This window comes from Deltaproteobacteria bacterium (genome assembly GCA_016218975.1).
Lineage (GTDB): Bacteria > Desulfobacterota > Deferrimicrobia > Deferrimicrobiales > Deferrimicrobiaceae > JAENIX01.
The window spans coordinates 1-5,950 of the sequence record JACRCO010000092.1 but is presented as its reverse complement, the minus strand read 5'-3'; the positions used below and the strand labels follow the sequence as shown (position 1 = coordinate 5,950).

Here is a 5,950-nt window from a genome sequence, read left to right as displayed (position 1 = left end):
CCTTCCGGCCGCATGAGGGAATCCAGCCCCAACTTGACAGGGCCGAATTGCAACGGGTCCGCAGGCTTTTCTGCGGGGGACGGCTCCTTCTGCGTCTCCCTGGCGGTCGGCTCCCGCACCCCTTTTGAATCTTCCGCAAAAGATTGCGCTGCGGCGAACAACGGTACGGCGACCAGCAGAAAGACGACGGTCGATACTATCCCCTTCCTCATCTCACCCCCCCGTTCCGGTTTTTTTGCACATCCGTGCAATCGCATCGCTTCAAACAACTGAGCATACGTTTCATCCATGGAAGAAAAAAATATCATTCCACGGTGACGTGTTTGATGCACTCTTCCATGAGGTGTCGTATATGGTCGTCGTCCAGAGAATAAAAGGCGATCTTGCCTTCCTTGCGGTACTTGACCAGGCGTTGGCCGCGCAGAAGCCGCAGCTGGTGCGATACGGCGGAACCGGTAAGGCCCAGCAGGCGGGCCAGGTCGAACACGCAGAGTTCCTGTCCCGTCAGGACGGAAATGATACGGACGCGGGTGGGGTCGCTAAGCGCGCCGAAGGTTTCGGCAAGGGCGCGAACCATCCTGTCGCTCGGGATGGCGATCCGGGCAGCGCGCACGCTTGCGCCGTCGATGAACACCGCCTTCTCCGACCTTGCGCCGCCTGAATTCGTTTCCGGTGAAACCGACAAGTACGACCCCTTTATTGAAACGGTTGCTCACATATAACAATCAACAGTAAAGCGTGTCAAGAATTTTTTTTCGTGGACGGATACACTGTACAAGTTTCGACGCATCCACGCAGACGAATTAACGATCGTACAATAGCGGAATCTGCGTCTTCGGAGAAAGACATGGACTTCGGGTACAAGGACGTGCTGGCGGCGCGGGAGCGGGTTTACCGGTTGGCCTATCCTACTCCGTTCGTGGAAGAGGATCCCCTTTCGGCCCGGTTCGGGGGAAAGGTCTACTCCAAGCTGGAGAACTTGCAGAATTCGGGCTCGTTCAAGATCCGGGGGGCGGCGAGCAAGGTCCTTTCCCTCGACCGTACGAAAGTGCGCGGCGTTATCGCGGCCAGCGCGGGGAACCATGCGCGGGGGGTGGCGCGAGCAGCACTATGCGCGGGGATTCCCGCGACGCTCGTTATGCCCGTCTGGGCGCCAGTTTCGAAATCGGCCGCCGCACAGCGGGAAGGCGGTGCGAACACCAGGATCGTCCTGCACGGAGAGACGTTCGAGGAAGCATCGCGGCATGCGCTCGCCCTTGCCGGGGAAACCGGGCTCACCGTAGTCCATCCTTACGACGATCCCATGGTGATCGCCGGGCAGGGCACACTCGGGCTGGAGATCGCGGACTCGGTGGGATCGCCCGGATCCGTGTACGTGCCGGTCGGCGGAGGGGGTCTTCTGGCGGGGATCGGGGCGGCGCTGAAGGAGAAGTTTCCGGCCGTGGAACTCGTGGCGGTGCAAGCGGACGGCGCCTCCTCGCTCGGGCCTTCGCTCCTTGCCGGCCGGCCCGTGGCATGCCCGCAGGTGCGCACGATAGCGGACGGGATCGCGGTTCCATCTTTGAGCGACCGGACCTTCGAAGCGGCACGCAGGTACACAGACGATGTCGTCACGCTGGACGACGAGGAGATCGCCGCGGCCATACTGTATGCGCTGGAGGATATGAAAACCACTCTCGAGGGCGCGGGGGCAGCTCCGCTGGCGGCGCTGCTCTACAAGCGTCCACCGAAGAAATTCCCCGCGGTGATGGTTCTCTCCGGCGGAAATATCGACGTCAGCTTCCTTGCCCAGATCACGGAACGCGGGCTGTTCCGGTCCGGCAGGCTGATCCGGCTGCGCTTCCTTGTCGTCGATCGGCCGGGGTCGCTTGCGGCGCTGTTAGCCGCCGTGGCGCAAGGACGCTCGAACGTGGTTAGCATCGAGCACGACCGGCTTCCGCCGGACTGCCCCCCGGGATCTTCCGCCGTGGTCCTGCTGCTCGAAACCCGCGACCGCGCCCACGGGGAGGAACTCGCCGCGGAACTTGCGCGCCGTGGATTCCGCCCGACCGGCTGAATGATTCGTTACATGGGCAGCAGGGCGCCAACTTCCTGCGTGAGCGAAGGGCGCGCGTCGCTTCTTTCGCGCTATGCCGCCTTGCGCCCCGCCGCGTTCAACTTCTCCAGGATCGATTCGAGAAGTTCCTCGTTCACCTTCAGGCCTTCCCTCATATCCCTGTGGTCCGTCCGTGCTATTTCGCGGATCAAATCGGAGATGTCCGCATGCAACGCCGCCTTCAGCGCCATCAGTTCCATGTTCGTCAGCGATAGTTCCATGGACGACCTCCTTTCCATGGCATCTCCCGGTTAACCGCTCCCGCCGCCTTTACGCACTCTTCATATATAAGTATACTCCCGGACGTCTTAAGATGGCCAACTATGCGAGGAATATGGTAGTTTTGTAAGGTTACCCTATGGAAGAGAGACCTGTACATTGCGTTTCCGAGGGCCTGACAAGAAGAAACTTCTCGCGTTTCTGGCCATCCTGGGGCCCGGGATCATCACCGCGTCGGTGGACAACGACGCAGGGGGGATCGCCACTTACTCCATAGCCGGCGCGCACTTCGGCTACTCCCTGCTCTGGACCCTCATCCCCATAACGGTTTCGCTGATCGTCGTCCAGGAAATGGTCGCCAGGATGGGCGTCGTCACGGGCAAGACCCTGGCGGATCTTATCCGCGAGAAGTTCGGGGTCCGCCCGACGTTTTTCCTTCTCACCGCACTCCTAGCCGCCAACCTCTGCAACACCGTCGCCGAGTTCGCCGGGTGGGCGGCCGCGCTCGAGATATTCGGCGTCAGCAAGTTCGTCTCCGTCCCCATCGGCGCGGTAGCCGTCTGGTTCCTCGTCGTCAAGGGGACATACCGGATCGTGGAAAAGATCTTCCTGATCGCCTCCACCGTGTATTTCACCTATGCCGTCTCGGCATGGATGGGACACCCCTCGTGGGGCACCGTGGCAGTGAGCCTTGCTACTCCGGTATTCAGGATGGACGGGGCGTACGTAATGATGCTCATCGGGATGGTGGGCACGACAATCGCGCCCTGGATGCAGTTCTACCTTCAGTCGGCGGTCGTGGAGAAGAACATCCAGGTCGAGGAATACCGATACTGCCGCGCGGACGTGGTCATGGGATGCGTCGTCACGGACGTCGTCGCCCTTTCCATAATCGTCGCCTGCGGCGCGACCCTGTTCGTCAACGGAATCCATATACAGGACGCCAAGGATGCGGCGTTGGCCCTCGCGCCTCTGGCCGGCGACTACGCCTCGATCCTGTTCGCGATCGGTCTGGCGAATGCCTCCCTGTTCTCCGCATCGATCCTCCCGCTGGCTACTGCCTACTCCGTATGCGAGGGAATGGGTTGGGAATCGGGAATCGACAAGGATTTCCGGACGGCGCCCCATTTCTTCTGGCTGTACACCGGTCTAATCGTGATCGGCGCCCTGCTTGTCCTGATACCCGGCGCACCCTTGATCCTTATCATGTACCTTTCACAGGTGGCGAACGGCATCCTGCTGCCGTTCGTCCTTGTCTTCATGCTGAAGCTGATCAACGACAGAGAGCTGATGGGGGATTACGTCAACTCGAAGTTGTTGAACTGGGTCGCATGGGCGACCGCGATCGTAATGATATTCCTGACGGCCGTCCTGATGATGGTGACGCTTTTCCCCGGCTTGACGCACCTCCACGTTTTTTAGTTTCTTAATACCAGGGACGTACTTAAAAACAGGGACGTTCTTAAAAACTTTCTTAAAAACAGGGACGTTCCTGAACTTTTTCGGGTTATGACCGGGAGGTACAAGCGCTTCGTGGGATATACAACCGGAGAAGTTCAGGATCGTGGCTGTGGAAAAAAGTTCAGGAACGTCCCTGTTTTTAAGAAAGTTTTTAAGAACGTCCCTGTTTTTAAGTACGTCCCTGATTTTATAAGTTATATCTTGCGGCGCTTGCGGCGGGAGGCGGGGGGAAGCAGGAGATCGACGACGTCGTCCACGGTGACTACGCCCAGCAGGCAGTTTTCTTCGTCGACGACGGGCAGGGCGAGAAGGTTGTACTTCGAGATAAGTTCGGCCACGGTTTCCTGCCCCGCGTCGGCATACACCGTGATCAATTTCCTGTGCATGACCTCGCTTATGGGTTTCGACTGATCCTCCAATATGAGATCGCGCAGGCCGAGTACCCCAAGGAGCTTCTCCCCCTCGACGACGTAAATGTAGTAGTAGGCTTCGAGCTCCGTCGCGTCCTTCCGGAACCGCTCCATCGCTTCCCCGATCTTGATCCCCGGAGGATAGGCGAGGTACTCGTTTATCATGAGCCCGCCGGCGGTGTCCTCCTCGTGGGCAAGCAGCTCGTGGATGTCCTCGGCCTCCTCCTTTTCCATAAGACCGAGCAGTTCCTGCGCCTTCTCGGCAGGGAGGTCGGCGATGACGTCGGCCGCCTCGTCGGGAGGCATCCGCTCGATGACGTCGGCCGCCTGTTCCTTGTCCATGTCGGTAATGAGGTCGGCCTGCACCTCCGGCTCCAGCTCGTGGAGCGCCTCGGCCGCCGTCTCGAGGTCGAGCTTCTCGAAGAACCCCTTCCGCTCGTCGGGCGACATGCCGCTTATGATCTGCGCGATGTCCGCGGGATGGATCCTGGAAAGGGCCTCCCGCGAGAGGGCCAGGGTCAGCCGGTCGAGCTTCGTCTCCAGCGGCTGGATGAATTCCCAGGAGATGAGCTGGTGCCGCAGGGGATGCCGGATCGCCTGGAAGAAGGAGTCTCCGCGACGCTCCACGCCCAGTCGGCGCAGAATGCCTCGCACGCCCACGTCCACGTCCGTAACGCACGCCGCCCCGCCTTCCTCGGTCAACTTGACGTCGTTGACGCGAACGACCTTTGCGCCGTTGATGTCGACGATCTGCTTATCGAGGATGTCCCTTCCGATCAGCAGCTGGTCCGATGTGGCCTGGAATTCGGCGAGATCGGATTCCCGCTTCTTCGAGGAGATGATCCGCCGGTTGAAGATGTTCAGATCGGCCCAGGGCAGGAACCAGGTCTTTTTTTTCTTTTCCAGGACAAGCCCCGCCGCGCGGGGAAATGGCGATCCCCCCTCGACGGCGATGTCGCGCAGCTTGCCGATCTCCTCGCCAAGCGGGTCGAGGACCGTCTTTCCGAGGACATCCGCTATGAACACTTCCCCGATCAGCGCCATGCTATCGAGTTTATTTCCGGGCTTGAGGCAGGTCAAGGAAGGAGCGGGGATCATGGGGGACCATGGTATCCATGAATGAACCCGCAGTTGCATTGAAACATGCGTCCGAAACTGCGCAAGCCGGCCCCCGGGCGGCGGAAAACGCAGCAAGGCGGCGCAATCCATATAAGCTTCTCCCCAAGCTAAGGGGGGTCGTGCAGTGGGGATTCGTCCTGTTTTTCGTGCTCGTGGGAATCGAGTTCCACGAATTCTTCCGGCAGGCGGTGTCCGGCGGCCCGATCACCGCATCCCGCCCGCCCGCCGTGGAAGGCTTCCTTCCGATCAGCGCCCTGATGGGGCTGAAGCGTTTCCTCGCTACGGGCCTCTACGACGAGGTCCATCCGGCGGGCCTGACCATACTTATCGCGGCCATAATGTCGTCTTTCCTTGCAAGGAAGGTCTTCTGCTCATGGGTCTGCCCCGTTGGCGGAATCTCCCGGGCGCTGGAATGGGCGGGGAAGAAGATGTTGTGGAAGCGTCGGAAAAAGGAAACCGTGGTCAATCGTGGCGTCGACCTTGCGCTTTCTTCACTAAAATACCTGCTGCTGGCTTTCTTCATATGGGCAGTTGTCATCGGCATGGACAAGGTCGCGATTTACAAGTTCATGAATTCGACCTACAACTACGCGGCCGACGCGAAGATGCTTCTCTTCTTCATGGACATTTCCCGGACCGCCGCGAT

General features: G+C 60.0%; 7 protein-coding genes. 3 read left to right on the top strand and 4 right to left on the bottom strand.

From position 1 onward, the window contains the following. On the bottom strand, positions 1-212 hold a 212-nt coding region (locus HY896_13175), incomplete at its 3' end, for a hypothetical protein (protein ID MBI5577297.1). Between the two features lie 92 nt (positions 213-304). Continuing rightward, complete coding sequence (locus HY896_13170) at positions 305-577, bottom strand: helix-turn-helix transcriptional regulator (GenBank protein ID MBI5577296.1); 273 nt, start codon at positions 575-577, stop codon at positions 305-307. Between the two features lie 270 nt (positions 578-847). Between HY896_13170 and ilvA the strand changes: the two genes are divergently transcribed. Then, positions 848-2,056 (top strand): threonine ammonia-lyase, encoded by a 1,209-nt coding sequence (gene ilvA, locus HY896_13165; protein ID MBI5577295.1) that lies wholly within the window; start codon positions 848-850, stop codon positions 2,054-2,056. A gap of 71 nt (positions 2,057-2,127) precedes the next feature. On the opposite strand, the gene HY896_13160 is transcribed toward ilvA, so the two are convergent. Beyond that, positions 2,128-2,334: a hypothetical protein gene (locus HY896_13160; protein ID MBI5577294.1), complete on the bottom strand. Its 207-nt coding sequence runs from the start codon at positions 2,332-2,334 to the stop codon at positions 2,128-2,130. Between the two features lie 139 nt (positions 2,335-2,473). Here HY896_13160 and HY896_13155 point away from each other — a divergent pair, with 139 nt between their 5' ends. Next, positions 2,474-3,736, top strand: coding sequence for an Nramp family divalent metal transporter (locus HY896_13155; GenBank protein ID MBI5577293.1), 1,263 nt, complete (start codon positions 2,474-2,476; stop codon positions 3,734-3,736). Between the two features lie 233 nt (positions 3,737-3,969). Here the strand turns inward: HY896_13155 and HY896_13150 are convergent, their stop codons facing one another. Beyond that, on the bottom strand, positions 3,970-5,229 hold the full coding sequence (locus HY896_13150) for a CBS domain-containing protein (protein MBI5577292.1): 1,260 nt from the start codon (positions 5,227-5,229) through the stop codon (positions 3,970-3,972). Positions 5,230-5,300: 71 nt separating this feature from the next. Here HY896_13150 and HY896_13145 point away from each other — a divergent pair. Continuing rightward, a partial coding sequence (locus HY896_13145) for a 4Fe-4S binding protein (protein ID MBI5577291.1) occupies positions 5,301-5,950 on the top strand: 650 nt, incomplete at its 3' end.